This is a genomic window from Ralstonia sp. 22086 (assembly GCF_052045975.1).
Lineage (GTDB): Bacteria > Pseudomonadota > Gammaproteobacteria > Burkholderiales > Burkholderiaceae > Ralstonia > Ralstonia wenshanensis.
The window spans coordinates 326,462-352,087 of record NZ_JBQEPZ010000002.1 but is presented as its reverse complement, the minus strand read 5'-3'; the positions used below and the strand labels follow the sequence as shown (position 1 = coordinate 352,087).

25 protein-coding genes are annotated in these 25,626 nt (G+C 64.0%); 6 read left to right on the top strand and 19 right to left on the bottom strand.

Going from position 1 to position 25,626, the window contains the following annotated elements; genetic code table 11:
* Positions 1-116: 116 nt before the first annotated feature.
* The 5 genes from ACTJK6_RS10705 to ACTJK6_RS10685 form a co-directional block, all read right to left on the bottom strand.
* Positions 117-593, bottom strand: a complete 477-nt coding sequence (locus ACTJK6_RS10705) for an Hpt domain-containing protein (RefSeq protein WP_440839015.1) — start codon at positions 591-593, stop codon at positions 117-119.
* Between the two features lie 90 nt (positions 594-683).
* Positions 684-3,779 carry an efflux RND transporter permease subunit gene (locus ACTJK6_RS10700; RefSeq protein ID WP_440839014.1) on the bottom strand — a complete coding sequence of 1,032 codons (3,096 nt, stop codon included), beginning with the start codon at positions 3,777-3,779 and terminating at the stop codon, positions 684-686.
* A 2-nt stretch (positions 3,780-3,781) separates the two neighbouring features.
* On the bottom strand, positions 3,782-4,927 hold the full coding sequence (locus tag ACTJK6_RS10695; RefSeq protein ID WP_440839013.1) for an efflux RND transporter periplasmic adaptor subunit: 1,146 nt from the start codon (positions 4,925-4,927) through the stop codon (positions 3,782-3,784).
* A gap of 4 nt (positions 4,928-4,931) precedes the next feature.
* The gene (locus ACTJK6_RS10690; RefSeq protein WP_440839012.1) at positions 4,932-6,302 is read right to left on the bottom strand and encodes a TolC family protein; all 1,371 of its coding nucleotides are present in this window, start codon (positions 6,300-6,302) and stop codon (positions 4,932-4,934) included.
* 154 nt (positions 6,303-6,456) lie between these two features.
* Complete coding sequence (locus tag ACTJK6_RS10685) at positions 6,457-6,858, bottom strand: MerR family transcriptional regulator (protein WP_316879538.1); 402 nt, start codon at positions 6,856-6,858, stop codon at positions 6,457-6,459.
* A gap of 97 nt (positions 6,859-6,955) precedes the next feature.
* On the opposite strand from ACTJK6_RS10685, the gene ACTJK6_RS10680 reads away from it, so the two are divergent.
* On the top strand, positions 6,956-7,378 hold the full coding sequence (locus ACTJK6_RS10680; protein ID WP_440839011.1) for a hypothetical protein: 423 nt from the start codon (positions 6,956-6,958) through the stop codon (positions 7,376-7,378).
* A gap of 13 nt (positions 7,379-7,391) precedes the next feature.
* On the opposite strand, the gene ACTJK6_RS10675 is transcribed toward ACTJK6_RS10680, so the two are convergent.
* The 8 genes from ACTJK6_RS10675 to ACTJK6_RS10640 form a co-directional block, all read right to left on the bottom strand.
* Positions 7,392-7,808, bottom strand: a complete 417-nt coding sequence (locus ACTJK6_RS10675; protein WP_440839010.1) for a BON domain-containing protein — start codon at positions 7,806-7,808, stop codon at positions 7,392-7,394.
* Positions 7,809-7,869: 61 nt separating this feature from the next.
* Complete coding sequence (locus tag ACTJK6_RS10670) at positions 7,870-8,340, bottom strand: DoxX family protein (protein ID WP_440839009.1); 471 nt, start codon at positions 8,338-8,340, stop codon at positions 7,870-7,872.
* Entirely contained in the window at positions 8,337-9,095 is a 759-nt protein-coding gene (locus tag ACTJK6_RS10665; protein ID WP_440839008.1) for an HvfC/BufC family peptide modification chaperone, read from the bottom strand. The genes ACTJK6_RS10670 and ACTJK6_RS10665 overlap by 4 nt, the downstream gene beginning before the upstream one ends.
* On the bottom strand, positions 9,082-9,951 hold the full coding sequence (bufB, locus tag ACTJK6_RS10660) for an MNIO family bufferin maturase (RefSeq protein WP_440839007.1): 870 nt from the start codon (positions 9,949-9,951) through the stop codon (positions 9,082-9,084). Before bufB ends, ACTJK6_RS10665 begins: the two co-directional genes overlap by 14 nt.
* 22 nt (positions 9,952-9,973) lie before the next feature.
* Positions 9,974-10,240 (bottom strand): BufA1 family periplasmic bufferin-type metallophore, encoded by a 267-nt coding sequence (locus tag ACTJK6_RS10655; RefSeq protein ID WP_232039665.1) that lies wholly within the window; start codon positions 10,238-10,240, stop codon positions 9,974-9,976.
* 228 nt (positions 10,241-10,468) lie between these two features.
* Positions 10,469-10,999, bottom strand: a complete 531-nt coding sequence (locus ACTJK6_RS10650; protein WP_440839006.1) for a DNA-binding protein — start codon at positions 10,997-10,999, stop codon at positions 10,469-10,471.
* Between the two features lie 123 nt (positions 11,000-11,122).
* A complete protein-coding gene (locus ACTJK6_RS10645; protein WP_232039663.1) occupies positions 11,123-11,392 on the bottom strand; it encodes an H-NS family nucleoid-associated regulatory protein in 270 nt (89 codons plus the stop codon).
* Positions 11,393-11,548: 156 nt separating this feature from the next.
* Positions 11,549-12,451, bottom strand: a complete 903-nt coding sequence (locus ACTJK6_RS10640; RefSeq protein ID WP_440839311.1) for a DMT family transporter — start codon at positions 12,449-12,451, stop codon at positions 11,549-11,551.
* Positions 12,452-12,589: 138 nt separating this feature from the next.
* Here ACTJK6_RS10640 and ACTJK6_RS10635 point away from each other — a divergent pair, with 138 nt between their 5' ends.
* Positions 12,590-13,036, top strand: a complete 447-nt coding sequence (locus ACTJK6_RS10635; protein WP_440839005.1) for an Lrp/AsnC family transcriptional regulator — start codon at positions 12,590-12,592, stop codon at positions 13,034-13,036.
* Between the two features lie 11 nt (positions 13,037-13,047).
* Here ACTJK6_RS10635 and ACTJK6_RS10630 read toward each other — a convergent pair whose 3' ends face one another.
* Positions 13,048-14,226, bottom strand: a complete 1,179-nt coding sequence (locus ACTJK6_RS10630; protein WP_440839003.1) for a cystathionine beta-lyase — start codon at positions 14,224-14,226, stop codon at positions 13,048-13,050.
* Between the two features lie 125 nt (positions 14,227-14,351).
* Here ACTJK6_RS10630 and ACTJK6_RS10625 point away from each other — a divergent pair, with 125 nt between their 5' ends.
* Together ACTJK6_RS10625 and ggt are read left to right on the top strand one after the other, a co-directional pair.
* Complete coding sequence (locus tag ACTJK6_RS10625; RefSeq protein WP_316879550.1) at positions 14,352-14,828, top strand: Lrp/AsnC family transcriptional regulator; 477 nt, start codon at positions 14,352-14,354, stop codon at positions 14,826-14,828.
* Between the two features lie 142 nt (positions 14,829-14,970).
* Positions 14,971-16,701: a gamma-glutamyltransferase gene (gene ggt, locus ACTJK6_RS10620; RefSeq protein ID WP_440839002.1), complete on the top strand. Its 1,731-nt coding sequence runs from the start codon at positions 14,971-14,973 to the stop codon at positions 16,699-16,701.
* A gap of 77 nt (positions 16,702-16,778) precedes the next feature.
* On the opposite strand, the gene ACTJK6_RS10615 is transcribed toward ggt, so the two are convergent.
* The 5 genes from ACTJK6_RS10615 to ACTJK6_RS10595 all read right to left on the bottom strand — a co-directional run bounded on the left by ACTJK6_RS10615 (position 16,779) and on the right by ACTJK6_RS10595 (position 22,369).
* Positions 16,779-17,855, bottom strand: coding sequence for a 4-hydroxyphenylpyruvate dioxygenase family protein (locus ACTJK6_RS10615; protein WP_440839001.1), 1,077 nt, complete (start codon positions 17,853-17,855; stop codon positions 16,779-16,781).
* A gap of 83 nt (positions 17,856-17,938) precedes the next feature.
* Complete coding sequence (locus tag ACTJK6_RS10610; RefSeq protein ID WP_232039656.1) at positions 17,939-19,129, bottom strand: MFS transporter; 1,191 nt, start codon at positions 19,127-19,129, stop codon at positions 17,939-17,941.
* Positions 19,130-19,133: 4 nt separating this feature from the next.
* Complete coding sequence (locus tag ACTJK6_RS10605) at positions 19,134-19,967, bottom strand: shikimate dehydrogenase family protein (RefSeq protein WP_232039655.1); 834 nt, start codon at positions 19,965-19,967, stop codon at positions 19,134-19,136.
* Between the two features lie 18 nt (positions 19,968-19,985).
* Positions 19,986-21,371, bottom strand: coding sequence for an MFS transporter (locus tag ACTJK6_RS10600; protein WP_232039654.1), 1,386 nt, complete (start codon positions 21,369-21,371; stop codon positions 19,986-19,988).
* Between the two features lie 230 nt (positions 21,372-21,601).
* Positions 21,602-22,369, bottom strand: coding sequence for an IclR family transcriptional regulator domain-containing protein (locus ACTJK6_RS10595; protein ID WP_009240699.1), 768 nt, complete (start codon positions 22,367-22,369; stop codon positions 21,602-21,604).
* Positions 22,370-22,500: 131 nt separating this feature from the next.
* Here ACTJK6_RS10595 and ACTJK6_RS10590 point away from each other — a divergent pair, with 131 nt between their 5' ends.
* Positions 22,501-24,384, top strand: coding sequence for a bifunctional sugar phosphate isomerase/epimerase/4-hydroxyphenylpyruvate dioxygenase family protein (locus tag ACTJK6_RS10590; protein WP_440839000.1), 1,884 nt, complete (start codon positions 22,501-22,503; stop codon positions 24,382-24,384).
* A 127-nt stretch (positions 24,385-24,511) separates the two neighbouring features.
* A complete protein-coding gene (locus ACTJK6_RS10585; RefSeq protein ID WP_440838999.1) occupies positions 24,512-25,576 on the top strand; it encodes a porin in 1,065 nt (354 codons plus the stop codon).
* Positions 25,577-25,626: the final 50 nt, after the last annotated feature.

The window sequence follows — 25,626 nt, the reverse complement described above, 5'->3', positions numbered from 1 at the left end:
TGCGAATCACGCAATTTGTAGCCTAATCAATTACTTTATGTTTCATAAAACATAAGTTGATTAGGCCAAGGGTGACGCTGCTCCGCAGTCGATGGCTTGCGGAGTATGGCGCGCCGTTAGCCCGCTACCGCCGCGTTTGGCCAGGCGCAGGCATTGGCCTGCTGGCGGAATTCATCGGCCAAGGCGCGCAGGCAGGAGAGGGCGGATTGCATTTCTTGCGCACGCTGCTGATAGGGCCCGATGCTTTGCGCTGCGCGCTCGATGCGGCGGGCAGCATCGCCAATCGGCTGATGCCCCAGCATGCGCGCGGAACCGACGATGCGATGCGCCGCTTCAACGATCTGCGCGTCTTCGCCGCTGCGGATGGCGTTCGCCAGGTTGGCGAGATCCTGTTCTGCCGTCTCGCAAAATAGATCGACGATAAAACGCCATTGCTGCAGATCATTGCCAAACAGCTCGATGAGTGTGGCGACGACCTGCGGCGGAAACTGGGCGGCGACGCTGGGGGATACGTTGGGCGTGGGGAGCATGGTGGCGATGCGTGCGATGAGAACCAGAGTCGCACTCTGCTCGCCTCGGCTACGCGTCACCATGAGATTGGTCCGATTCTGGTGCGAGCCCAAATGAAAACGGGCGCACCGCTGGCAAAGCGACGCGCCCGTTGCGCTTTTAGCGCACGCGGCTTAAGGCAGCATGGCCGCTGTCGGATTCACGTCCGAATCGCGCGAGGGCGGCCGGCGATGACGGTGCGCCCACGTGAAGACCACCGGCAGCACCAGTAGCGTGAGAATCGTCGTGGTGACCATGCCGCCGACGATCACCAGCGCCAGCGGGCGCTGCGCTTCCGAGCCGATGCTGTGCGACAGCGCCGCGGGCAGCAGGCCCAAGCCCGCCAGCATGGCCGTCATGATGACCGGGCGCAGGCGCAGCGCGGCCCCGTCCACGGTGGCTTCCCGCACGTTTTCGGATTGCGCCAACCGATTGACGTACGAGATCAGGATCACCCCGTCCTGGATGGCAATCCCGAACAACGACAGGAAGCCAATCCCCGCTGAAATCGACAACGTTTCGTGTGCGATATGCAGCGCCAGCAGCCCGCCGATGGCGGCGAACGGCACATTCAGCACCACCATCAGCGCGTCCTTGAAGTTGCCGAACGTGCTGTACAGCAGCAGGAAGATCACGAGAATCGTCAACGGCACGATCACCATCAGCTTGCTCTGGGCGACCTTCATCTCGTTGAACTGGCCGTCCCACTTGACGGTGTAGCCCTCGGGCAGTTGCACGCTGTCGCCCACCACACGCTGCGCTTCGTCCACGGCGCTGCCCAGATCACGGCCGCGCACGCCGAACTTGATGGCGATGTAGCGCTTGCCGAGTTCGCGGTAGATGAAGAACGGGCCATCGGTCATTTCCACCTTGGCGATCATCGACAGCGGGATGTGCTGGCCATCGGGCGTATCGATCAGCAGCTCACGGATGGCGTCGTACGACGCACGTGCCTGCTGGTTCAGGCGCACCGCCAGGCCGAACGATTTCTCGCCCTCAAGGATTTGCGTGACCGGTGCCCCGCCAATGGCGTACTGCACGAGGTTCTGCACATCGCTCACGTTGATGTTGAAGCGCGCAGCGGCCTGGCGGTCGATCGAAACGTTGAGCGTCGGCTGGCCCAGTTCGCGGAAGATGCCCACGTCCACCAGGCCCGGCACCTTCTTGAGCTGCGCCTGGATTTCGTTGGCCTTGGCTTCGAGCACGTTGAGGTCGTTGCCGAACAGCTTGACCGAGTTCTCGCCCTTCACGCCCGAGAGCGCTTCATCCACGTTGTCCTGGATGTATTGCGAGAAGTTGTATTCGATACCGGGAATCTTCTCCAGACGCTTGGAAAGCCGCTCGACCAGCTTCGCCTTCGTCATGCCGGCGGGCCATTGGTCGGGCGGCGCGAAGTACAGGCCGTATTCCTGGTTGAACACGCCGGTGGAATCGGTGCCGTCATCGGGGCGGCCGATCTGCACCGAAACCTGGTTGATTTCCGGCTGCTTGACGAAGTACGCGCGCAGGTCGTTGGCCACTGAAGATGAGTAATCGAGGTCGACCGTGTTGGGCAACGTAATGCGCAGCCACAGGTTGTTTTCTTCCAGCGTGGGGAGGAACTCCGTGCCGAGGAACGTGGCGCTATACAACGTCAGCAGGAGCGCCGTGATGGCCGTGGCAAAGACGGCCATCGGGCGCGCAATCAGCTTGCGCAGCAGCGGTTTGTACCAGCGCAGAATCGCCGTAATAAACGCCGGCGAATGCGGATGCAGCGTCTTGCCGAACACGAAGGAGGTGGTGGCCGGTACGAAGGTCAGGCTCAGCACGATCGACGCCATCAAGGCGAAGCCCATCGTGAATGCCATCGGCTTGAAGATGATGCCTTCCACGCCGCCGATGAAGAACAGCGGCGAATACGCCACGATGATGATGCCCGTGGAGAAAATCATCGCGCGCTGCACTTCGCTGGTCGCCTTGACGATGGCGTCGTCCAGCTTCTCGGCGCCTTCTTCCAGATGCCGCATGATGTTTTCCATCACGATCACGGCCGCATCGACAATCACCCCAAAGTCGATTGCCCCAAGCGAGATCAAATTGGCCGGCACATGGAAGTGCTCCATGCTGATGAACGACACGCACAGCGCCAGCGGAATCACCGCCGCCACCACGGCCGCAGCACGGAAGTTGCCCAGGAAGACGAACAGCACCGCCAGCACCAGCGAGATGCCCACCACCAGCGTGTGTTCGACCGTGCCCATGGTGATGTCGAGCAGTACCTGGCGGTCGTAGAACGGCTTGATCTGAACGCTCTTGGGCAGGATGCCGTTGTTCAGCTCCGTGACCTTTTCGCGCACCTTGGCCAGCACCTCGCTGGCGTTGGCGTCGCGCTTGAGCAGCACGATGCCTTCGACCACGTCGGGCTGGTCGTTGTATTGCACCTGGCCCAGGCGCTGCACGTTGCCGATTTCCACCTCGGCGATGTCGCGCACACGCACCGGCACGCCGTTGTTGGCGGCCACCACCACGTTGCGGATGTCGTCCACCGTCTGCAGCAGGCCCACGCCGCGCACGACGAACTGTTGCTCGCCGTCGCGCAGCAGATTGCCGCCGGTGTTGTTGTTGGCGTTGCCGATGGCCGTGATGAGCTGCGACAGCGTGATGCCGTACGACTGCAGCTTCGCCGGTGACGGCACGATGTGATACTCCTTCACCTTGCCGCCGAAGGAGCTGACATCCGCCACGCCCTGCACATGCTTCAACTCTTTGGTGATGTCGTAGTCCTGGTAGCTCTTGAGCGTGGTGAGGTCCACGCCGTCGCCCACGAGGCGAAAGCGCATGATCTCGCCGGTGGCGTCAGAGTCCGGGCTCAGCGACGGCTGCACACCGGTCGGCAAATTGGCTGCAGCCACGTATTGCGCAAAGTTCTGCCGCGCCTTGAAGCCGTCGGTGCCTTCCTTGAACTTGAGCGTGACCACCGACAGCCCGAACAGTGATACCGAGCGGAACGACTGCACATCCGGCACGCCGGCCAGCGCATTCTCGATCGGGATCGTAATCTGCTGTTCGACTTCGGTTGTGCTACGGCCCGGCCACTGCGTGATGGCCTGCACCGACAGCGGCGCCACGCCCGGATACGCCTGCAGCGGTAGCTCGCGAAACGCCAGCACGCCCGCCACCAGCAGGGCGATTGCCAGGAAGACAATCAGCAGCCGCCGCTTGAGAATGCCCGCGATGGGGTTGAAGCCCATGCCTACGCCCCCGCCTTGACGATCATCTCGTTGAGCAGCGCGGCGCCGCGCACGACCACCTGCGACGAAGCCTCAAGCCCCGCCGTCACAGCAAAGTTACCGTCGGTGCCGGTGTCCTTGCCGTGCACTTCCACGCGCTTGAAGTGCGTGGCATCGCTCTGGACGATCACGAAGTAGCTGCCGTGGTCTTTCACCAGCGCCGACTTCGGCACCACCGTGGCCTGGCCGCTGCCGGTCTGAATGCGCGCCGTGGCGTACATCTCGGGGCGCAGCAGGCCGTCGGTGTTTGGCACGTCGCAGCGCACGGTCAACGTGTGCGTTGCCGGGTCGATGTTCGGGGCGATAAAGCTCACGCGGCCGGTGAACTCGCGGTCCGGATACGCCGACGTATGCAGCGAGATGGGCTGGCCGATGCGCACGCTGGCGATGTCGTTTTCATACACATTGCCGGTGAACCACAGCACACGCGTGTCGACGATGCTCATGAACGAGTCGCCCACGTTCAGGAAGGCGCCCGGGTCCATGTTGCGCTTGACGATCGTGCCCGAGATGGGTGCGCGCAGCGTCAGATGTTCAGCGGGCGTGCCGCGCTTGGCAACCTGCGCGACATCGGCATCCGACATGCCCAACACGTGCAGGCGGCCCGCTGCCGACTGCACGGTGGCATCCGCGTCGTCCTGCAGATCCTTCATGTTGGAGCCCTTGAGCTGGCGGGCGGTATTCAGCGCCAGCAGGTATTCCTTCTGTGCGGAGATAAAATCCGGTGCGTACAGCTGGGCAATCGGCTGGCCCTCGCGCACCTGCGCACCTTCGAACAGGAGGATCTGGTCCAGCCGGCCAGCCACGCGCGCCGATGCCAGCTTGGTGCGCTCGGCGTTGTAGGCGAGCTTGCCGGGCGTGGACAGCTCCACCGGTACGGAAAGCTGACTGACCTGCGCGACCTTCACCTGCTGCGGGTCGAAGCCGCCGGCGGGAATTTCCACGGAGTCGGGCTTGGCGCGCGCCGTGGCTGCAGGAGCGGATGCGGTGGCAGCAGGTTTCACGGTTTCGGCCGGCACGGCGGCGGGCCACTTGCGTCCGACCACTACACCGACAGCAAGGGCTGCGGCCAAGGCGATGACTGCCACAACGGGAGAAAGCGTCTTCATGATGTTATTGAGCTTGAACCGGCGAGCGACCCGTGGCCGCGAGCAGCGCGTGATAGGCCTGCAAGGCCGTGGCCTGTGCCTGCGCGACCGACAGTTCGGCGTTCTTTAGCGCGCCTTGGGCGGTGAGCAGGTCGTTGAAATCGGCGTTGTTGCTGGCGTAGTTGGTCATCGTCACGCGATAGGCCGCCAGCGCCTGCGGCAGTTGCCGCTGCTTGTTGAAGTCGAGCTGGGCAAGCGTCTGGCGCAGCGTGTTGTAGGCGGTATCGACCGCCAATAACGTCTGCTGGCGCACCGACACGTCATTCGCCTCGGTGGCAATCTGACTTTCCACCGCCTGGTTCACGCCGTACTTCTCTTTGGTCAGGAACCAGAACGGGATGATCACGTCCAGCTCGATCTGGAAGCTGTTCGGGCGCACGCCATACGGCGGGTTGTCCGTCGTGACGGTGGCGATGACCTGGAAGTCGGGCAGGTAGGCCTTGCGCGCCAGCGTCACGCTCTTGCGTGCGGCGTCCATCAGCTCGGCAGATGCCTTGATCGACGGATGCTCGCGCAGTGCTTGGTTTTCCAGCTCGGGCAGCGGCTCTTCCGGCAGGTGCACGGACTCGTCGTCGGCTCGCAGCACGAGCGGGAAGCTCGGCTCCTTGCCGATGAGCGTGTTGAGGGTCTGCAGCGTGCTGTCGTACTGGCGTTGCGCGGCAAACAGATCGTTCTGCGCGCTGCTCTGCATGACCTGCGCGTTGAGGAAGTCGGCGTACGCGGCGGCGTTGTTGGCGTAGCGCACGCGCGTGATCTGCTTGACCTGCTCCAGGCGCGTGATTGCCAGCTTCTGTACATCGATCTGTTTCTGCAGCGCGATCGCCTGGTAATACGTGGTGGAAAGCTGCGCATAGAGCTGCAGGTACAGCGCATCGTTTTGCGCGTTCAGCGATTCGGCCTGGCGGTCGGCAATCTCGGCCGCCAGTGCTTTCTTGCCCGGAAACGGGATCTGCTGCGTCAGGTTGTACTGGCTGCCGCCCGCGCGGTTGACCGCAAGTGGAAACCCCTTGGGGATGCTGTTCCAGATGTAGCCGAGCTGCGGGTTATTGGGCGCGGCAAGTTGCGGGGGGATCGACTTGGCCGACAGGTAGTTATGGCGTGCCTGGATCAACTGCGGGTTGTTGCCCTTCAGTTCTTGCAGAAGCTCGACCAGGTTGAACCCGGCGCCTGTCACGCCCGGCACGGAAGGCTTGATCGGCGGCATGGTCGCCACCGGCATGCTGGCCGCAGCTGGTGCCGATGCCGGCGTGGCTGCCCAGGCAGCGGCAAATGGCAGGCAAGCCACCGCGCACAGCACGGCCCTCACCCGTGGATGGAACGCACCCCGATGTTTCACTGCAGCAGACTCCCCTTGAGACGGGAGCGTTTTTACCGACGCGAACTTTCAAGCGCCTTTCACGACTCGGCAAGCCGTCAGGGCGTGGGAAACGCGCAAAACGCACCTAGCGGCGCCAGTCTGCGACAGTCATATGACAAGACATGGCGGGGTCTCAGTCCGGTGCAAGCGGGCACGGCATCCCGACGCGGGCAGCAAGTGCATCACGCGTGGCCTGCAAGCTGGCGATGCGGACATCGATGGCGGCAAGTTTCTCCCGCAGTAGCGCCGTAACGGCGGCATCGATGTCGGGTTGCTGCCACACCTGCGTCATCCCTTCGCCAATTTCTGCCAGCGTGAAGCCCAGTTGCTGCGCCGTGCGCACGTATTGCACCAGTTCCACGGCCTCGGGCGGGTAAGCACGGTAACCGTTGCTGCGGCGTCGCGCACGGATCAGGCCGCGTGCCTCGTAAAAGCGCAGACCGTCCCGCGAGACGCCGGTGGCGGCGGCCAGGTCGCCGATGGAAAGGTCGCCGGTACGCGCATTGGAAGCGGAAGCGGGGAGTGCAGCAGACATGGTTGTTTGGAAAGGTGAGACGGCCGAGGGGTTGACCTTGGAGCGTACACCAGGCTTTACCGTGGCGGCTCCTTCACTTCATTCCTGGAGTTTCACCATGGTTTCTGAGTCGACCTTCCTGCGCTTTGTGCGCGCCAGCGGCTGGTATGACCTGATCGTGACTGCACCGTTTGCCACGCCGTGGACGTTTGCCCTATTGCATCAAGCGCTCACCGCATTGGCGCATGCGCTAGGCATCGCCAGCTTGCCGGCATTTGGGCCCGAGCACCTGCTGATGGCCAATCTGATGGGGTCGGTGGTGTGCGTATGGTCGGCGCTGCGTATCCGGCAGCCGAGTGTGGCGCTGGGCCGGTACGACGCCGTGGCGCGCGGCCTCTTTGCGGCGTGGCTGGCCTATGCGCTGGCATCGGGTGCCACGCTGCTGGTGTTGCCGTTCCTGATTGTGGAGATCGGCTTCGGCCTGCTGCAATCGGTGCCCGTGGGCCGCTTGCCACGGCGGATTGGCACGCAGGCCGTTTAAGAGCTTGAACGCGTCAGCGCGCGGCCGGCGCGCTGGCCGGTGCCTCGGGCGGCAAGCCGGCGGGGATGAACGGACCGCCGCCCAGCACCTGCATGCGCGAGAGCACGCGCAGCTGGTTGTCGAGCTTGGCCGAGTCAACAAAGCGTTTGACGTCGTCGCCGGCCCGGCGAGCCATTTCGGCGGTATCGACCCAGCCCGTCAGCGTGACCTTGCCGTCCGGGGTGGAGCGGATGCGAATCTGGCGCGTGCTGAGCGCCGTGTCCTGGTCCAGCGCTGCCTTGACTTGGTACGTCAGCAGCGAATCGTCGAGCATGCGCGCGCCGGTGCTATTCGGGCTATCGCCCCACGCGCAGGCAGTCAGAACAGTTGCGGCGGCGATTGCAGCCAACACACCGGCCGAGGCAGCGAAGGACAACTGAGGGAGGCGCATCGATGCTCCTGAAAAGAGGGCGACAAGCCAACATCATAAGCCCGTCGCCTGCGCATTCTGCTTAACGCGTGCGGCGCTCCCATAGGGTCTGCGCCGCCAGCCAACCCGGCCCCACCGTCGCCACGAGCGCAATCAGCATGCCCCACACAAAATGAAACTCGATGGCCGATGCCGACAGATTGGCCCAGTAGGATATTGCCGCCACCACGTTGACGAAGAACAGCCCCGCCGCCGCGAGCCGCGGCACGATGCCGGCCAGCATCAACGAGGGAAAGACCAGTTCGCCAAACGTGCCGAGCGCGGCAGCCAGGGCGGGCGGCAGCAGCGGCACCTTGTATTCCTCGGTGAAGAGCAGCACGGTTGTGTCCCAGTCGTGCAGCTTGGTCAGGCCCGAGCGGAAGAACACGTAGAACAGATATGCCCGCGCGATCAACAGGATGAGCGAGCAGAGCGCGCTTTGCGGCCCGGCGAACCGGTCAAGCGAAGCGCGGATGCGCGTAAGCGGGGCAAAGGTCGTGGCGAGGGTGTTCATGGCGTGTCTCCAGTAGGCGGAGTTGTTGGGCATGCAGACAGGGCGAGCAGCCCCGAGCGATAGAGGCCAGACAGGCATGCGGTCAAATCAAAATCCGGTCGCGCAGCCAGCGAGGTTTCGAGCGCGGTCTGAAGCGACGGCGTCGCGCCACAAGCTGCGATGAACGTGGCTGTGGGGGCATCCAGATCGAGCACAGCAACGCGATGCCCGCGTACGGCAATCGCTGCGGCTTCGCCTACACCCAGGTCGATTTCGTTGAGTGAGATGGTTGCGCCGGGCTGGTGTGCGCGCCAGATTGAAACGATGGGCCATGGCGAAGCCACCCACTGCACCCCCTCGGCCAATCCCGCGCGAATGGTGTCCGCAGGCTGCGCGAGCAGCGTGGCGCCCGTTGCTTCAACGTGCGCGTCGGGAGCGTAATGCGCCCAGTGCACGCACCATTCCAGCCGCGCTACGTCAGCCAGATACGGCACGCTGTGCGCCAATGGCGATTGCGCAATGACTTCGGGCAGCGCATTTCCATAGCGATGCAGGTTCGGCGATGCAGACGCCTGCACGGCTAGCGTGTCGCGGACCAGCGCGTCAAAGCAGTCGTCACCGACGAGCGCCCGGCAGACGGGATACGTCCCCGCCAGCGCACTACGCAGAATGGCCAGACGCGCGTTGCGGTAGATGGCAATACCGCGCGCTTCTTCGTGGCCTGCAGGGTTGGTCAGTGCGCCAATCAGGTGGGCTTCCCAGTCAGGCAGTCGCATGGCGTGGCTCCTGCATGGGTGCATTGGCGTGGCGATCGAGCGTTGCCTGGGCGCGTGCCGCTTCGTCCAGCAACACGTGCACGGGAGGCAGTTCGGCATCCCATTCGATCAGCGTCGGGCGTGCGCCGTGCTTGGCGATCCATGCGTCGTACAGCGCCCACACGGGTGCATGGACCGGCGCACTGTGCGTGTCGATCAGCATGCCGTCTTCCTCGCTGAAGCCAGCCAGGTGAATCTCGCCGACCAGCAGAGGGTCGATATCGGCGAGTACCGATTCGACGGTCACGCCATGGTTGACGCTGTTCACGTACAGGTTGTTCAGGTCGAGCAAGATGCCGCAGCCCGTACGCCGGGCGAGGGCGGTCAGGAATGCGCCTTCGGAGACGGCCTCGTCGGCGTCGACCAGCGCGCGGCAGTCGATGTACGCGGCAATGTTCTCAATCAGCAGCGGCCGCTTGAGGATGTCCTGTGCACGCATGACGTTGGCGCAGACGACATCCAGCGATTCGCGGGAATAGGGCAGGGGCAGCAGATCGTTGACGACCTGCGCACCGCTGCGGTTGAAGCACAGGTGCTCGGAAATGGCGGCGGGCGCCACGGCATCGGCCAGCGTGGCGATGGCGCGTACGTGTTCGATGTCCAGCCCATCCGCATTGCCAAGCCCCATGCCGACGCCGTGCAGGCTCACCGGCTGGTGCGCTCGGGCGGCCAGCAGCGCCGCGCGGGCGGGGCCGCCATACAGATAGTTCTCGCTGTGCACTTCCACCCAGGGGAAGCGGGCCTCCCCGTGTAGCAGGGCAGGAAAGTGCGGCGCGCGCAGGCCTGCGCCGGCGCAGGTTGGCAGAGCGTTCTGCATGGCGGTCACCCGGCGTCGCGCGTTACTTGGACGCAGGCTGCATCGTGCCGCCCATCTGCGCGCAGGTGCCGGCCGGCACGTACTTCCACGACATTGGGTCCTTGTCCATCTTCGATTGGCCGGCGCAGGCGTGGGCGCTGCCCGGGCTGGCGCAATCGTTCTGGCCGGCCTTGGCGACGCCGTAGCACTTTTCCTTGCCGGCGGCATCAGCGGCCTGCACCGGTGTCGACAGTGCGCCCAGTGCGAGCAGGCTACCCAGAGCGGCGGCGATCATGGCGTGTTGTTTCATTTGTGTTCTCCTTGAGTGAGCAGGTGTCGTTGAACGGCGGACAGGGTGAAATCCCTTGCCGTACGGTCCACTGCGGCATCGCGCAGATGTGTTCCGTGCACCTTCGTCGGCGCATGGACGCGTTCCTGACACGAAGAACAGAAATTTTTTTATTTCTTTTTTCGGCGCAGCGAGCAGCCATAAAAAAGGCGACCCCGATGGGTCGCCTTCAGGCTGAACAGGAAAGATTTACCTGGCGTGCGCGGCGCGTGTGCGAGCCGCTTTTTTGCCGGCAGCGGATCGGCCGGCCGCACCCTTGGTGGCGGCGCCCTTCTTGGCCGCCGCCGAGCGCTCGCTGCTCGACCGCTTCGAAGCCGCGCTGTGCGCCTGCTTGGACAGCGACGACTTGGAAGCCGCCGAATGGCCTTCCTTCTTCAGCGTGCGTGTTGTGGTTTTGCTGCGCTTGGCCGTGGATTCCTTGCTCGCACTGGCGTGGCTGCTTTTCTTGCCACCAGCCTTGCTGCCGGCCTTGACGTCATGCTCCGCCTTCTTGCGCGTGGCGGCCGACGCCTTGCCTTCCCCCGGCGGCTTGACGGCAACGCCGGAGCGGCGTGCCTTCGATAGGCCGATCGCAATGGCCTGCTTGGTGTTTTTCGCACCGTGCTTGCCTTCGCGGATGTGATCCATCTCTTCCTTCACGAAGTTGCCTGCCTGGGTCGAGGCGGCCTTGCCGTGGCGCTTGTCGGCGCGCGCACGTTCTACGGTTTTGCGTTCCGGCATGATGACGTCCTCCGTTGGGTTGGAGCGCCAGCCGGCAATGCAGTGGATCAACTCACAGAGCAACGAACCGGCAGCGCTGACGCCAACAGACCACGCAACCGGCGTACCTGCACTAACTGCGCGTCAGCCCACGCGGAAATGCTCGATGCTCTGTCCGGCGTTGACGGCGCGTTGCAGCCAGTCTGGCATGTCGCCGGAGCCGTCCCAGTGTTGGCCGTCGGCGCTCATGTAGACGGGACCGATGGGAGCGGCTGGTGCGGGCGGCGGCGGTGGCGCGTCAAAGCAGCCATGTGCCTGCAAATCGTCGACAGACAGGTCGTACGTCTGCATTTGTTCCAGGATCCAGGCGATCGCGGCTTCGCGACCCGGCTCCGGCGGGTGACCTTCCTTCATCTTGTACGTATGTTTGGGGTTTCTGTCCGCTGGCTGCCAAGGGGGAGAGAGGCAGGCGCAGGGCGCGCCGGGCGCCAGCGGAAAACGCACAAGAATAACAGCAGTTGGGCCGCCCATTCGTGTTGCGAATGCGGGGGGGCTATTGCGCGTATTGCGTTATTTGGAAACCGGTGATTCGGCCCGTGCCCGCAACCAGCGATACGGCGACCACCCGAGGTTCATGCCCGCCGCCGCCAGCAGGATCGCCCCCGCACCCAGAAACTGCGCCAGTTGAAGGCGATGCCCGAACGCAACGATGTCCACCACGATGGCAACAATCGGATAGATGAACGACAACGACCCGGTCAGATGCGTCGGCAGCCGCTGGATGGCGCCATAGAGCAGGATGTACATCAACCCCGTGTGCACCACGCCCACCGTGACCAGCATCACCCACGGATGCGCATCGGCCGGCGGATGCGACAGGTTGGCCAGCGGCGCCAGCATCAGCACGCCCACGCACACCTGGATGAGCGCGATCAGATGCGGCGGCGTACCGGCCAGCTTCTTGATCAGAAGCGCGGCCACCGCATAGGCAAACGCCGCGCCCAGCGCCATCGCAATGCCCGCCAGGTAATCGGTTCCGACGCTGGCTGCAGGCCCCACCTGCACAATCAGCACGACGCCGATAAAGGCGATGGCCAGCCAAGTGAGCTTGGCCGCCGTGAGCTTTTCCGACAGAAACAGCGCCCCAAGCCCGACCAGCATGAACGGCTGCGTGTTGTAGACCGCCGTGGCAATCGAGATGGATGCGCGCGGATACGCCGCGAACAGCAGCAGCCAATTGATGACGATGGCCACGCCGCCCAGCGCGGCAACGCCGGCACGCCGCCACGTGATGGCGCCGCGCAGCAGCCCCAGTCCGGCGCACACCCCCAGCAGCGTCAGCGCGCCGAACACGCAGCGCCAGAACACAACGTCGGCCACCGGCTGGCCCGAGCGGACAACGAACCAGCCGATCGTTCCGGAAATGACCATGGCGGTGGTCATCTCGACCGTGCCGCGCGCCTTATCGTTCATGCGAACCACCTTGAGCGTTGGATGCAAGAAGGATCGCATGCGGGTGGCCTGATTTCCATTGCTTTTCTAAGGCAAAATTGCCGTTCTTTCTAATGAAGTAAGGCGAAATGCCAAATTGACGATGGAGGCGTAACGACCATGATTGACGCACTGGATCAACGCATTCTTGACGTCCTGCTGACCGATTCCCGCATCTCGCTCAAGCAGTTGGCCGAGCAGGTGGGGCTGTCGTCCCCCAGCGTGTCGGAGCGCCTGCACCGGCTGGAAGAGCGCGGCGTGATCCGGCATTACACCGTCGACATTGACCCCGCCGCGCTCGGCTATACGCTGCAGGCCATCGTGCGCGTGCGGCCCATGCCGGGCAAGCTGCATATCGTGCAGAAGCTGATCGAAGAGATTCCCGAGATCGGCGAATGCGACAAGGTGACGGGCGAGGACTGCTTCGTCGCCCGGCTGTATGTGCGCTCGATCGATCAGCTCGACCAGATTCTTGATCGCGTGGCCTATCACGCTGAAACCAACACCGCCATCGTCAAGACGCAACCGGTCAAGCGGCGTGCGCCGCCATTTGCACCGGCTGGCTGACGTGCCGGCGGCTATGCGACAACAGCGGGCTCCTGGATGGCTGCGCGCGCCATGGCTTGCCGCAGATCGGCAATCAGATCTTCCGGCGCCTCCAGCCCGACATTGAGCCGCACCAGGCGGCCGCGATAGTGGCGGTTCGGTCGCGCCAGATCGGGATATGGCATCACCAGGCTGCTCGTGCCGCCCCAGCTCATGCCGATCCGGAACATGCGCAACGCATCAATGAATGCGTTGACTTGTTCGGACGAGACGCTTTCCTGAAACACCACCGAAAACACGCTGGTTGCGCCGGTAAAGTCGCGCTTCCAGAGTTCATGGCCAGGGCACGACGGCAGCGCCGGATGCAGCACGGTGGCAACGCAATCCTGCAGATGGAGCCAGCGCGCCACCGCCAGCGTGGAGGCTTGTAGACGCTCCAGCCGCAGCCCCAGCGTTTGCAGGCCACGTAGCGCGAGGCTGCAATCGTCGGGCGAGGCGCCCATGCCCAGATCGGCAAACGCGCTGCCCACACGCTCGAACATCGCCTCCGAGTTGACGGAGACCGAGCCGAGCAGCAGGTCGCTGTGGCCACCCACGTACTTCGTCAGCGCTTGCATGCTGATATCCACGCCGTGCGCGAAGGAATCGAAATACACGCCGGCCGTGTACGTGTTGTCGAGCGCCACCGGCACACCGCGCGCGTGCGCCGCTGCCACGATGGCCGGCACGTCCTGCACTTCCATCGTGACCGAGCCGGGGCTTTCAGTCCAAACCAGTGCGGTGTTCGAGCGGATGAGTCCGGCGATGCCCGCGCCGATGAGCGGGTCGTAGGTTTCGACTTCGATGCCCATGCGTTTGAGCAGGCCGTCGGCCATGCTGCGGTTGGGCCCGTACGCGCTGAACGGCACCAGCGCATGACTGCCCGCGCCGCAGCATGCCAGGTAGACGAGCGCGATGGCAGCCTGCCCGCCGGGCACGATAAAGCTGTGGCGGGCGCGCTCCAGTTGCGCAATCCGTGCACCGAGTTCGATGGCGGTCGGTGTGCCATAGAGACCGTAGGTATAGCCGTGTTGGGCATGGCGCCAGTCGTCGACGACCTGCGCTGCGTTGTCGAACAGCACGGTTGAACCACGGTAGACCGGGGTTACCAATGACCGAAAACCGCCAGGGGCAAGCGCTTCCGGGTTGACGAGCTGGGATTGCCAATGCATGGGATGGCCTTCTGCGAACACATGGACCACGAAATCCTATGTCACGTCAGCCGAGCAATTTCAGCTATTCTGCCCAGCCAGACGCAAAAATTTCTCGCTCCGCATCCGCTCGCTCCGCATCCGTTATGGCCGCACAGAAGTCGCTCGAACTCGACGCATTCGACATCGCCATCCTCAACACCGTGCAGCAGTGCTACACCACGCCCCTGCGCGTCATCGGAGAGCAGGTCAATCTATCGACCGCCGCCGTGCAACGGCGCATCAAACGGATGGAGGAGGCGGGCGTCATCGTCGGCAACGTGGCCGTGGTGGACCCGGAGCATGTGGGCAAACCGATCACCGTGATCGTCGAGGTGCATGCCGAGCGCACCAATACCGCGGCAATGGCTGCGCTCAAGAAGGCGCTCTCCGGCCCCGAGGTGCAGCAGTGCTACTACGTGACGGGCGAGGCCGATTTCGTCCTCATCCTGAACGTGGCCACGATGACGGAGTACGAAGCCCTCGCGCGCCGCCTGTTCGACGACAACGACAACATCAAGTGGTATCGCACGGCCGTGGTGCTCAACCGCGTGAAGGTTGGGCTCGAAGTGCCGCTGGGTTAGCGATACCGTCTCCCATCGCCGATGCAATGCGTCAATACGGGGATGAGGCTATAGTGCCCCAGCGCGCCGCCTGATAAGGTTTGCGCGCCATAACACGTACGCTGGCACGACCGGCGTCCTTGAAGGTACCAAAGGAGCTCCTATGCAGAATCCAAGAACAGGCATGCGGTGGATCGCCGCCGCAATCGCCTCGATCAGCATCACGACCGTCGCACACGCGGCATCCGTCGCACCCGTGGCCGCAGAAAACGGCATGGTCGTTGCGGCGCAGCATCTGGCCAGCAAGGTCGGTGTGGAAGTGCTCAAGCGCGGCGGCAATGCTGTCGACGCAGCAGTTGCCGTGGGTTACGCGCTGGCCGTGGTCTATCCGGCAGCGGGCAACCTTGGCGGCGGTGGTTTCATGACCATTCAGCTGGCTGACGGCCGCAAGACCTTCCTCGATTTCCGTGAAGTCGCACCGAAGGGTGCCACGGCCAACATGTACCTCGACAAGGACGGCAACGTCATCAAGGGCGCGTCCACCAAGGGCCACCTGGCCGTGGGTGTGCCGGGCACCGTGTCGGGCATGGAGTACGCGCGCCAGAAGTACGGCACCATGCAACGCGCTGCACTGATCGCGCCGGCCATCGCGCTGGCCGACAAGGGCTTCGTCCTCGATCAGGGCGACGTCGACATGCTGCACACCTCCACCAAGGACTTCCAGGAAGACGCTGCATCGGGCGCGATCTTCCTGAACAAGGGGCAGCCGTTCCAGGTGGGCGAGAAGCTCGTCCAGCATGACTTGGCCAAGACGCTGCGCGAGATCAGCAACAAGGGCACCGACGGCTTCTACAAGGGCTGGGTTGGGCAGGCCATTGCTGCATCGAGCAAGGCCGGTGGTGGCCTGATCACGCAAGAAGATCTCGTCAGCTACAAGACGCGCGAGCTGGCGCCGGTCGAGTGCGACTACCGTGGCTATCACGTGGTGTCGGCACCGCCCCCGAGCTCGGGCGGCGTGATCATCTGCGAAATGCTCAACATCCTGGAAGGCTATCCACTCAAAGACCTGGGTTGGCATTCCGCGCAGGCCACGCACTACCAGATCGAGGCCATGCGCCACGCCTATGTGGACCGCAACAGCTACCTGGGCGACCCGGACTTCGTGAAGAACCCGCTGGACCGCCTGCTGAGCAAGGACTACGCAGCCAAGATCCGTGCTGTGATCGACCCGAAGAAGGCGGGTGTGTCGAAGGACATCAAGCCGGGCGTCGAGCCGCATGAAGGCAGCAACACGACGCACTACTCGATTGCCGACAAGTACGGCAACGCGGTGTCGGTCACGTACACACTCAACGACTGGTTTGGTGCGAAGGTGACGGCCGCCAAGACGGGCGTCGTCCTGAATGATGAAATGGACGACTTCACGGCCAAGGTGGGCGTGCCGAACCTGTACGGCCTGGTGCAGGGCGAGGCCAACTCGATCGCCCCGGGCAAGCGTCCGCTGTCGTCGATGAGCCCGACCATCGTTACCAAGGATGGCAAGCCTGTCATGGTGGTGGGCACACCCGGCGGCAGCCGAATCATCACGGCCGTCATGCTGACCATGATCAACGCGATCGACTACGGCATGAACGTGCAGGAAGCTGTCGACATGCCGCGCTTCCACCAGCAATGGCTGCCGGACGTGACCAACGTCGAGCCGTATGCGCTGTCGGAAGATACGCGCAAGATCCTGACGTCGATGGGCCACAACCTGGGGGCGCCGCAGCCGGCCAACCACCTGGCGGCGATCATCGTCGGGGCGCCGTCGCTGGGTGGCAAGCCGGTCGGCAACAACCGCTTCTATGGCGCGAATGATCCGCGTCGCAATACGGGGTTGGCAGCCGGTTACTGATTGGCATTGCAGCACCGTAGTACGAAAAGAAAGCCCGCCGAAACTTGGCGGGCTTTTTCTTTGCAACGCTTTCCGGGTCAGGTCGCGGCAGCAGTCAACACCGGCAGATTGCCCTCGCCAAACCCGTGGTGCCCGCGTCGCTGCACGATCTCGAAGAATATCTCGCCTGGATGGCGCTTGATGAAGGTTTGCAGGAACAGTTTCGGCACGCCGTCGATGATCTCGCCGTCGACCAGGATGCCGTATCGGCGCAAGGCTTCCAGGTCCAAACCGTGACCGGGCAGGCGCGCGTCGACAGTGTCGTAGTAGTGCGCCGGGGGCTCGACGAAGGTGAGGCCGTTGGCGGCCAGCGCGCTTGCTGTGCGCAGGATGTCGTCGGTGGCCAGCGCGATGTGCTGCACACCTTCGCCGGGGTGGTCGGGCAGGTAGGCATGCATGAGGTGCGCGCGGTGCGTGCCTTCTTCATAGAGCGGAATCCGGATCATGCCGCACGACGACACCATCACGCGCGAATCTGCCGCGACGTGCCAGTTAGCGTGCAGCTCGTGGATCTCGCGAAAGCCGAGCTGGTTGCGGTAGAAATCGATCCAATCCTGCAGGCGGCCGGGGCCGACGGTTTGCGTCAGGTGGTCGACGCGTGCCAGCCCAACGCCGGCGTGGTGCCAGTCCTCATGCGCGGTCGCTGTGTCCAGCGGCCGGAAGTCGATGTCGTAGATGGAGATGTCGCCCAGGCCGCCCCGGGCACCGTGCTTGCCGCGCCAGCGGTCGACAAAATACAGGTGCGTATCGCCCACGCCCTGGATGGCCGGGATCACCAGTTCGCTCGGGCCAATCGGCTCGGCTTCGGCCGGCCATGCGCCCAGTTCGACTGCGCGGTCGTAAGCGTGCTGGGCATCGTCGACGCGGATGCCAATGGCACAGATGCCCACGCCATATTCCTCGGCCCAGCGGTGCGCGAAGGAATCGGCTTCGGCGTTGACGAGGAAGTTCATGTCGCCTTGCCGGTACAGCGTGACGTCCTTGCTCACATGCCGCGCGATGGCCTTGAAGCCCAGCGACGCGAACACCTGGCCGAGCGCTGCCGGCGCTTGCGTGGCGAACTCGATGAACTCCAAGCCGGCGGTCTTGAAAGGCAGGTCGGCGTTGCGGCTCATGGTCAAACTCCTGTGGCTGAAGCAAAGAATGCGGACACCGCATTGTGTACCACCGGCGTGGCAATGCGCATCCCCAGCCGTTGCTATGCGGCAGCCCTTTGTGGATCCGGCTGGCTCTGCAGCTTCGGCAGCCACAGGAAAGCGATGGACGCCAGAACGGCGCCGGCAAGCATCATCGGCACCACCATGGGCCAGGCACCCAGACTGTGCGATCTGTCGTCAAAGGCGGCCGCGGTCTGGCCCAGGCAGAAGGCCGCCAGCATCATGATGAAGCCGGACCATGACACCGCGCGCCCTGCAAGATGCGGCAGCTCGCCCACCGCGCCCGCCTGGCCGCAAGGCTGGTGGATACCGTGGCCCATGCAATAGATGCCGTGCCCCAGCAGCAGCGGCCACGCTTGCCCGGGAAGCAGCCAGCAGCCCAATCCCTGGATGCAGGCGCCCAGCAGGCTGAGCGTTGCGCCTTGCTGCACCGTCCGCACGAGGCTCTGGCGGCGCAGCAGGCGCCGGCAGCCGGTCGTGCTCACGATATAGACGAGCGAGCCGCCGGCCGGTATCCAGCCATACAGCTCGGGGGACAGGCCGAGGTATGCGATGTAGACCATCGGCGAGAGCAGCAGGAAGCAGAAGATGCCGGCGTAGGTGGTGGCTGCCAGCAACCCCCAGACGCGAAAGTCCGCACTGGCGAAGATCTCGCGCACGCTGCCCGCCTGGGCGTGCGTTTCTTGTCGGGTTTCGGAAAAGCCATACCAGCACATCGCCCACAGCACGATTGCATAGAAGCTCATGCCCGCCAGCACCCAGCGCCAGCCCGCGTGTTGCGCGACAAAGGCACCGAGAATCGGTGCCATCAACGCCACGAAACCCAGCCCCGTGAGGCCACGCGCCATGACGTGTGGACCATCGCGTGCCGGGTGCAGGTCGCGTACCGCAGCGCGTGCGCACACCAGGATGGCGGCCATCGAGAAACCTTGGAGGGCCCGTGCGGCGGTCAGCATGGAAGCGGTTATTGCCAGGGCGCCAGCCAGTGCAGCCACGGCATAGCACGCGAGCCCGATCAGCAGCACCTGGCGGCGGCCAAAGCGATCGGCCAGGCTGCCCATCGGCAGTTGACCAATGCCAAAGGCCAGCGCGAAGACCGTGAGGCTCGTGCTGGCCGATCCCAGCGTCTGGGCAATGGCAGGCAGGGCGGGGAGGTAACTGTCGGTTGCAACCGGCTGTGCCGACAGCAAGAGCGGCAGAAGCAGGGCAAAACTCAGAGGGCGACGCGTCATCAGCTCAGTATGCAATGGCTGCGCTGCGCCGCAGTTCATCTGCGGTGGCCGTGCCGAAGCCGAAGAACTCCAGGTACGCGGGAATCATCTCGAACAGCATGTCGGTGCCGACCTGGACATCACAGCCCTTGTCGAGCGCCGCGCGCAGCAGCGGCGTGTACTCGGATTTCATCACTACCTCGCCGACAAAGCAGTTCGGTGCGATGCGTGCCACGTCGAAGGGCAGCGGATCGTCTTCCTTCATGCCCACCGGCGTGGCGTTGACGACCACATCGAAGCCGTCCGGATCATTCGACCCGGTGCGCACCACCAGCGCGGGGTAGTGCTCGCGCAGACGTCGGCCCAGCGATTCAGCCGATTCTGCGCGCGTGTCGTACAGGGCCAGCTCGCCCACCCCCGCAGCCGCCAGCGACGCGGCAATCGCCGAGCCGACACCGCCGGCCCCCGACAGCAGCACGCGCGCCCCTTCCAGTTTGCGCCCCTTGCGCAGCACGCCGCGCACGAACCCGGCACCGTCGAACTGGTCGCCCAGCAACGTGCCGTCATCGCGCTTGAGCACGGCATTGCAGGCGCCTGCGATGCGCACGGCTGGCGTAACTTCATCGACCAGTTCCACCGTGGTGACCTTGTGCGGCATGGTGATGAGGGCGCCACGCAGGTTGGTGAAGCGGCAGATCGAGTGGAAGCTCTGCGCATAATCCTCTGCCTTCACCCCCATGGGCACCACAACGGCGTCGATGCCTTTTTGCTCGAACCAGGGGTTGTAGATCATCGGCGACTTGAAGGTCTCGGTCGGGTAGCCGATGTGGGCGATGAGGGTGGTTTTTCCAGAAATCATGGTTCAGGCGTGCGTATTTCAGGCGACCAAGGCTCCGGCCCGCTGGCGGGCATATTCGGCCTTGTCGACGGGTTGGGCGGCTGGCTGGCCCAGGTCGTCCATATGGATGCGATACGTCTCGCGTGCGGTCATGGCGGCCACGGCGGCAATCACCGTTACGCCAAAGGCAATCGCGCCCACGGTCAGCCAGATGTTGGTGGCTCCCGGCGGCGCCACGGCGGTGAAGAGGGCCGGCAGCATGGCCGTGATAGCCGTGCCGACGTTCTGCGAAATTGCCATGGCCGACACACGGGTGCGCGTCGGGAACAACTCCGGATAGAAGCTCGGGAACACCGCGTTGTAGCCTTGGTAGACCACGCCCCACATCAGAATCGAGATGACGAAGGCCAGCGGCACGTTCTTGATGCTGATGGCGTACAGGTAGGCAAACGCGAGCAGGCCAGCGAGCAGCGAACCGATCACGATTGGCGGCTTGCGGCCGATGCGGTCGGACAGGTCGCCAACATACGGAATGACCAGCACCGCAACGATGTTGCCCACCACCGGAATCCACAGGTAGATGTCTTTGGCAAAGCCGATGCCGTACGCCGGCTGCACCGCATAAGCGGCACCGAAGATGGTCGCCACCACCGGAATCACGTTCATCAGCGCCATGCAGACCACGCGCAACATGTCGGGCGTGCTGTATTTGAAGGCGTCGATCACGGGGGAGCGGGGGCGACCTTGCTGCTGTTGCTCAGCGGTAAACGCGGGGGTTTCGTGCACTTCGCGGCGGATGACATAGCCGGCGATGATGACGACGAAGCTCAGCACGAACGGAATGCGCCAACCCCACGAGTTGAACTGTTCTGCGGGCATGTAGTGTGCCAGCGGCAGGAATACGGCCGCGGCCAGAATCTGCCCGGCCTGCACGCCTTGCAGCGTGAAACTTGCAAAGAACCCGCGCCGGCCAAACGGTGCGTGCTCCAGAATCATCGAGCTGGCACCCGAAATTTCACCGGCCACGGCAAACCCCTGGATCAGCCGCATGATGACCAGCAGTGTCGGCGCCCACAGGCCAACCTGGTCGTACGTGGGCAGCAGGCCCACGGCAATGGTCGAAAAACCCATCAGGAACATGCACCAGAGCAGCACGTTCTTGCGCCCGTGCGTGTCGCCCATGTGGCCGAGCACGAACGCGCCGATCGGTCGCGCGATATAGCCCACGCCGTACGTCGCCAGCGAGGCGATGATGGCCGTCTTCGGATCGCCCTTGGGGAAGAAGATCTGCGGAAAGATCAGCGCCGCTGCGGTGGCGTAGATGAAGAAGTCGTAGTACTCGAGCGCCGAGCCGATCCAGCCGCTGGCGGCGGCTTTCTTCGACTGGTGCTTGCCCAGGGGTTCATGGGCAGGGGCTGCGGTCATGGTTGTCTCCGGTTTTATCTGTGCGGCCTATCGGGCGATTCGTTCGATGAAGGGCCGTCTGTACACGCAACGCAGCGTAGTCCGCCGCCGGGGCGGGGCACAAGCGATTGCCGAGTGAATTCGTTCGATAATCGCACAATGTGGTGCGAATAACGTACGACTCAAGGGTTTTTCCGAGTCCGTAGGTGTGTCAAAGAACAGGGCTTGGCGGGCCGGAAATCCGCTGCGACCTAAAGCACACGCATGATCGACAGCGCAGTGTCCTGAAGCACCTGCAACACGCGCTGCAAGGCGTGCTCGGTGGTTTCTTCACCGACTTGCATGTTCACGCTCAGCGCGGCAATCACGTTGCCATGCCGATCGCGCAATGGCACCGCCACACCACGCACGCCAATCTGCAATTGCTGTTCGACCACGGCGTAGTCCTGCCGGCCGGCCTTGCGGATTTCATCGAACAGGCGGTCCCGCTGCAGGATCGTGTAAGGCGTGTAGGGCGTCAGCACACAGGTTTCCAGCCACGCCTTGACCTTCTGCTCGGGTTGCGCCGCCAGCATCATCACGCCGGCCGAGGCAAGCGGTGCCGGCACGCGCGCACCGAGCACGAATCCCGTGCTCATGACTCGGCTTGTGCTGGTGCGCGAAATGAAAACGAGTTCCCAATCATCCAGCACGCTGAGGTATGCCACCTCGCCCACGGCGGCGGTCACCTGTTGCAGGAAGGGCTGCACCGTGCGCGGCAAGCGCGCCGAATCGAAGTAGGACCAGCCCACCTTCAGCACGCGCGGCGTCAGGCTGAACAGCGTGCCTTCGCTGGTGAGGTAGCCCAGGTGTTCGAGCGTGAGCAGGTAGCGGCGCGCGGCCGTGCGGGTCAGGCCGGTCAATTCAGCGGCCTGGGTGGGCGTCAGCCGCGGGTGCTCGTGGTCGAAGGCCTCCAGGATGGCGAGCCCTTTTTCCAGCCCGGCGATCCAGTCGCGCCGGTTCAGCGGTTCCTTCGTCATGGCGATAACCCTAAAAACGAGCGATATGTGCGCACGATTGTACGATCATCGCACGTTGTTGCGCGAATGCCGCTTGTGAAGGGATGGTGCGCCCACCTACGCTGCGGGCATCGTCAGACCAACGCATTGCCATGAATTCGCTACGCGCAGGGCGCCATCCCAAATGCATCGCCACCGTGTGCCTGTCCGGCACGTTGCCTGAAAAGCTGGAAGCTGCGGCCGCCGCGGGCTTCGAGGGTGTCGAGATATTCGAGAACGATCTGTTGAATTTCGACGGCTCGCCGGCGCGCGTGCGGCAAATGGCGGCGGAACTTGGGCTGGCGATCATGCTGTACCAGCCGTTCCGCGATTTCGAGGCAATGCCCGGCGAACTGCTCGCACGTAACCTGGCACGCGCCGAGCGTAAGTTCGACGTGATGGCCGAGTTGGGCGTCGAGACGGTACTGGTCTGCAGCAACGTGCAGGACATCGCCATCGATGATCCGGCGCGCGCGGCGGACGACCTGCGTCAGATGGCAGAAGCAGCGGCGCGGCGCGGGCTGCGCGTGGGTTATGAGGCGCTTGCCTGGGGGCGGCACACCCGGACCTGGCGCCAAGCCTGGCAGATCGTGCGGCAGGCTGACCACCCGGCGCTCGGGCTGATTCTCGACAGCTTCCATACGCTGTCGCTGGGTGACACGCTGGATGGCATTCACGACGTGCCGGTGGACAAGCTCTTCTTCGTGCAATTTGCAGACGCCCCGAAGTTGTCGATGGACGTGCTGTCCTGGAGTCGGCATCACCGTAACTTCCCAGGGCAGGGCGATCTGGCGGTGACGGGCTTTGCGCGAGACTTGCTTGCCGCAGGCTATGCCGGGCCGCTGTCGCTCGAAGTCTTCAATGACGAATTCCGGTCGGCGCCCGCACGGTTGACGGCGCAGGACGGCATGCGTTCGCTCCTCTGGCTGGAGTCCGAAGCTGGGGGTGCGGAACTGCCGGCGGCAGCCCGGTTTGAAGGCGTGGATTTCCTGGAGTTTGCCGTGGATGCCGCGGCAGGGCGTGAGCTTGAAACGCGCCTGCGTGCGCTGGGTTTTGCTCTTGCCGGGCATCACCGCTCCAAGGCCGTGGACCTGTATCGGCAAGGCCGCGTCAACGTGATCCTGAACATGGAGCAGGACAGCGCGGCGTCGGAGCACTTTCAGCTACACGGACCGTCTGTCTGTGCGATTGGCCTGAAGGTGGACGATGCCGAGCGCGCCATGGCACGCGCACGCGAGTTGTGCGCCCAGGAGTGGCGCGGGCCGGTGGGGCCGACCGAGCGCAGCATTCCCGCGCTGCGCGCGCCCGATGGCACGCTGCTCTATCTGATCGACGATCGCGAGGCCGATCGCAGCATCTACGAAAGCGATTTTGTCTTGCATCCTGGCGTGCAAGACGATGCAGCGGGGTGGGCATCGATTGACCATGTTGCGCAGGCGCTGCCCGCGCACCGGCTCGACAGCTTTGTGCTGTTCTACCGCGCCATCTTCGGCATGCACGCCGAAGCCGTACAGGAGATTGCCGATCCGTACGGCCTCGTGAAAAGCCGGGCGATGGTGAGCCCGGACCGCAACGTGCGGATTCCCCTCAACGTGTCGGAAAGCGGGCGCACAGCCACGGGGAGGTTCATCGCCGCCTACGCGGGCTCGGGGGTGCATCACATTGCATTCCGCACAGAGCGGCTGTTCGAGACCATGGAGACCATCGACCGTGGCGCGGCCCGCCTGCAGCACGTGCCAGAGAACTATTACGACGATGTTGCCGCCCGGCTTGGGCTGGATGACGCGCTGCTCACCCGCCTGCACGACGACGGTCTGCTCTACGACCGCGACCCGCACGGCGATTTTCTGCACGCCTATACCGAACCCTTTCGCGACCGCTTCTTCTTCGAGCTTGTCCAGCGCAACGGCTACCTGGGCTATGGCGCTGCAAACGCTGCCGTGCGTATGGCGGTGCAGGCGCAACTGAGTCGCCAAGACCCTAACCCGGGCGGCTGAACCCACACACCACGAATCCCACGCCCGTGGCCAGTGCAGTCATGGGCGATTTCAACGTAGCAACGGCTGCGCGGGCGGCCATCGCACATCCACACCCGTCATATCGAGAAAAGGAGACAAGGGAGCCATGAACAAGACAATGATTGCCGCATTGGTGCTCGGAGCCACGAGCCTGCCAGCGGCAGCGCAAACCGCCGGCGGTGTCACGCTCTACGGACTGATCGACACCACCATCCGCTACAGCACGCATGAGAACGCAGCGGGCAACCACAATCTGCAGATGACGGATGGGGTCCTGACCGGCAGCCGCTGGGGCTTGCGCGGCACCGAAGACCTGGGCGGCGGCACCAAGGCCCTGTTCATTCTTGAATCCGGTTTCTCGCCGGACACCGGTAACAGCCAGCAGGGCGGGCGTCTGTTCGGGCGCACCGCGGTGGTTGGCCTGGAAGGCGACTACGGCAAGCTGTACCTCGGCCGCCAATACACGCTGGCGCATGAAGTGCTGTCTTCATACGAGGCGATGGCGTTCGCCAACAACTCCATCGTCGGCTACCAGGGCGGCAACTACACCGGCCTGCGTTACGACAACACGATCAAATACATCAAGTCGTTCGGCGGGCTGCAACTGGCCGGTGCATGGACCTTTGGCGAAGCAGCGGGCAGCTTCAGCAAGAGTTCGGCGGGCGCCGGCTCGATCGTCTACAGCATGGGGCCGGCTGAAGTGGGCGCGGTGTACCAGGTCACCCACGATGTGTCATCGGCGTTCTTCGGTGCGGTGCCGGCAGCGCTGGCCAGCAAGCAGACGGTCTGGGGCTTTGGCGGCAAGCTGGATACATCGATTGCCACGTGGTACCTCGGCTATACGAACAGCCGCCTCGACGTGGCCGACTACAAGAACCAGGCTGCCTATGTGGGCGCAAAGGTGCCGATCTCCGGCGGGCTGAGCTTCATTGGCACCGTGCAGTACGACTGGATGAAGCACCTCGATACCAGCGGCAAGCGCCTCACCACTGCCGGTATGCTCGACTACGCCTTCAGCAAGCGCACCGATGTGTATGCCGAGGTGGACTACACGCATCTGCAGGGTAGTTGGGTGGCGTTGGACAGCGCCGCCGCATTCAACAACTCCGGCAACCTGTACGGCAACAACTCGCGCCTGGGCGTGATGCTGGGCGTGCGGCACAAGTTCTGATCGCTTGGTTCGTTCTCGCAATGAAAAAGCCCGCCAGCGTCCCGGCGGGC

Excerpts from the sequence above, each read along its gene's own strand:
- ACTJK6_RS10705 (WP_440839015.1), bottom strand. The coding sequence starts at position 593 with ATGGTGACGCGTAGCCGAGGCGAGCAGAGTGCGACTCTGGTTCTCATC.
- ACTJK6_RS10700 (WP_440839014.1), bottom strand. The coding sequence starts at position 3,779 with ATGGGCTTCAACCCCATCGCGGGCATTCTCAAGCGGCGGCTGCTGATT.
- ACTJK6_RS10695 (WP_440839013.1), bottom strand. The coding sequence starts at position 4,927 with ATGAAGACGCTTTCTCCCGTTGTGGCAGTCATCGCCTTGGCCGCAGCC.
- ACTJK6_RS10685 (WP_316879538.1), bottom strand. The coding sequence starts at position 6,858 with ATGTCTGCTGCACTCCCCGCTTCCGCTTCCAATGCGCGTACCGGCGAC.
- ACTJK6_RS10680 (WP_440839011.1), top strand. The coding sequence starts at position 6,956 with ATGGTTTCTGAGTCGACCTTCCTGCGCTTTGTGCGCGCCAGCGGCTGG.
- ACTJK6_RS10675 (WP_440839010.1), bottom strand. The coding sequence starts at position 7,808 with ATGCGCCTCCCTCAGTTGTCCTTCGCTGCCTCGGCCGGTGTGTTGGCT.
- ACTJK6_RS10670 (WP_440839009.1), bottom strand. The coding sequence starts at position 8,340 with ATGAACACCCTCGCCACGACCTTTGCCCCGCTTACGCGCATCCGCGCT.
- ACTJK6_RS10665 (WP_440839008.1), bottom strand. The coding sequence starts at position 9,095 with ATGCGACTGCCTGACTGGGAAGCCCACCTGATTGGCGCACTGACCAAC.
- bufB (WP_440839007.1), bottom strand. The coding sequence starts at position 9,951 with ATGCAGAACGCTCTGCCAACCTGCGCCGGCGCAGGCCTGCGCGCGCCG.
- ACTJK6_RS10655 (WP_232039665.1), bottom strand. The coding sequence starts at position 10,240 with ATGAAACAACACGCCATGATCGCCGCCGCTCTGGGTAGCCTGCTCGCA.
- ACTJK6_RS10650 (WP_440839006.1), bottom strand. The coding sequence starts at position 10,999 with ATGCCGGAACGCAAAACCGTAGAACGTGCGCGCGCCGACAAGCGCCAC.
- ACTJK6_RS10645 (WP_232039663.1), bottom strand. The coding sequence starts at position 11,392 with ATGAAGGAAGGTCACCCGCCGGAGCCGGGTCGCGAAGCCGCGATCGCC.
- ACTJK6_RS10640 (WP_440839311.1), bottom strand. The coding sequence starts at position 12,451 with ATGAACGATAAGGCGCGCGGCACGGTCGAGATGACCACCGCCATGGTC.
- ACTJK6_RS10635 (WP_440839005.1), top strand. The coding sequence starts at position 12,590 with ATGATTGACGCACTGGATCAACGCATTCTTGACGTCCTGCTGACCGAT.
- ACTJK6_RS10630 (WP_440839003.1), bottom strand. The coding sequence starts at position 14,226 with ATGCATTGGCAATCCCAGCTCGTCAACCCGGAAGCGCTTGCCCCTGGC.
- ACTJK6_RS10625 (WP_316879550.1), top strand. The coding sequence starts at position 14,352 with ATGGCCGCACAGAAGTCGCTCGAACTCGACGCATTCGACATCGCCATC.
- ggt (WP_440839002.1), top strand. The coding sequence starts at position 14,971 with ATGCAGAATCCAAGAACAGGCATGCGGTGGATCGCCGCCGCAATCGCC.
- ACTJK6_RS10615 (WP_440839001.1), bottom strand. The coding sequence starts at position 17,855 with ATGAGCCGCAACGCCGACCTGCCTTTCAAGACCGCCGGCTTGGAGTTC.
- ACTJK6_RS10610 (WP_232039656.1), bottom strand. The coding sequence starts at position 19,129 with ATGACGCGTCGCCCTCTGAGTTTTGCCCTGCTTCTGCCGCTCTTGCTG.
- ACTJK6_RS10605 (WP_232039655.1), bottom strand. The coding sequence starts at position 19,967 with ATGATTTCTGGAAAAACCACCCTCATCGCCCACATCGGCTACCCGACC.
- ACTJK6_RS10600 (WP_232039654.1), bottom strand. The coding sequence starts at position 21,371 with ATGACCGCAGCCCCTGCCCATGAACCCCTGGGCAAGCACCAGTCGAAG.
- ACTJK6_RS10595 (WP_009240699.1), bottom strand. The coding sequence starts at position 22,369 with ATGACGAAGGAACCGCTGAACCGGCGCGACTGGATCGCCGGGCTGGAA.
- ACTJK6_RS10590 (WP_440839000.1), top strand. The coding sequence starts at position 22,501 with ATGAATTCGCTACGCGCAGGGCGCCATCCCAAATGCATCGCCACCGTG.
- ACTJK6_RS10585 (WP_440838999.1), top strand. The coding sequence starts at position 24,512 with ATGAACAAGACAATGATTGCCGCATTGGTGCTCGGAGCCACGAGCCTG.